Here is a 1,598-nt window from a genome sequence, read left to right on the forward strand (position 1 = left end):
CACGCGATGAAGGACTGGCACAAACTCAAGCCAGAGCTGTTCAAGAAACAGCCATATTACCTGCCGGGATGTGACAGATAACACCAACGTCGCCCAAAAGCTTGTGCAATTCCCTAAACAAGATCATGTGGGAGCTTGTGACACATCCCTCAGATCCATCCATACCCTTGGCCACGCTTGGCTGGTCTTCGTATTTTGACAACCAGCTTACGCCGGGCGAAGCGGATCTTGTGAAGATACGTATTGCAACGATCCATCGCAGCAGGCTGATCGCGAAATCCGCGTTCGGAACCGAAAGGATTGGCCTGCCGGAGGGCGTCGCCACAACGGCATTCGCCGTCGGAGATTGGATTCTGGTGGACCCCGTGACGATGGTTCTGGTTCGGCGGCTGGCAAGACATACCCTGCTGGAGCGGCGCACTGAGGGCGACCGGCCCCGGCAACTGATCGCCGCCAATGTGGATACTGTCGTTATCGTCACGTCCTGCAATGATGACTTCAATCCGGCACGGCTGGAGCGATACCTTGCCATCGCGAACGAAGCCGGCACGGCTCCCGTTATCGTTCTGACGAAGATCGACATGGTCGCCGATACCGCTCCATACTTGCGACAGGCAAAAGAGCTTCAGCTCGGTCTCGATGTCCTCCTTGTAAATGCAAAGACACCGGAGGCGGTAAAGGCCTTGGCCCCTTGGTGCGGCCCGGGGCAAACCGTGGCCCTCGTCGGATCGTCAGGGGTGGGAAAATCGACGCTGCTGAACATGCTCACCTGTAAGCCCCCTGAGGAGGTCCAGCCGACCGGCCCCGTGCGCGGGTCCGACGACAAAGGACGCCATACAACAACGTCGCGCTCACTTCACGCGATCGTCGGTGGAGGATGGGTTATCGACACGCCGGGCATGCGGACAGTGCAAGTAAGCGACGTTTCATCCGGCCTCGACGTGCTGTTTGCGGAGATCGTCGCCTTGGCGCACGATTGCAGATTCAGGGACTGCACCCATGCCATGGAACCTGGTTGTGCGGTTCAGGCTGCGATAGCCTCAGGTACTCTCGATCAGGCCCGCCTCGACCGATGGCGCAAGCTCTCCAGCGAAAACGCGTCTAACACCCGGCAACAGTCAGGGGCGCGCGGCAACAAAACCACCAAGGCTCGGCGCAGCAGGAGACCATGAAATTTTTGCGATGTTCCGGCCCTGAGCGGACGAGGTGGATGGCTCCTGCCCCACTGGCATCGGACGTGCCGAAGTGCCGTTGTCATCGACTGCAAGGAAAGGAGCCACCCAATGAAGTAGAGACTGTGGGCCTGAATTTGGCCGACCATGCACTAATATTCAAACCGGACAACTCGATGGGGGCAGACCACGAAGATGCGGGTCGGTCTGGATCGTTCGTTGTATCCCTTACACAACTTGGTCGAGCGGTGCTCCAACAAGCTCCTGAGCGCCCTCCGCATCGCCACCCGCTACACCAAACCCCGAGCGCTTCCTGAGCTTCATGGAATCACGTCCCTCCGCCTCTCGGTCGGTGACGTCCCCAGACGTGGTGTAGCTTACGGTGGCCATCGGGTTTCCCGGTAGGGTCGGGTTGCGAGAACCAAC

1 protein-coding gene and 1 pseudogene are annotated in these 1,598 nt (G+C 59.1%); both read left to right on the forward strand.

Translation table 11 applies throughout. The annotated features are described in order from the left end of the window. Window positions 1-167 precede the first annotated feature (167 nt). Window positions 168-1,172, forward strand: a complete 1,005-nt coding sequence (gene rsgA, locus Q4543_RS24325) for a ribosome small subunit-dependent GTPase A (protein WP_303442719.1) — start codon at window positions 168-170, stop codon at window positions 1,170-1,172. A 183-nt stretch (window positions 1,173-1,355) separates the two neighbouring features. Continuing rightward, a pseudogene (locus Q4543_RS24330) lies at window positions 1,356-1,472 on the forward strand (IS5/IS1182 family transposase); the annotation flags it as partial. Window positions 1,473-1,598: the final 126 nt, after the last annotated feature.

Origin of the sequence: Salipiger sp. 1_MG-2023, assembly GCF_030547555.1 — a bacterium.
In the GTDB taxonomy this organism is placed as follows: Bacteria; Pseudomonadota; Alphaproteobacteria; order Rhodobacterales; family Rhodobacteraceae; genus Salipiger.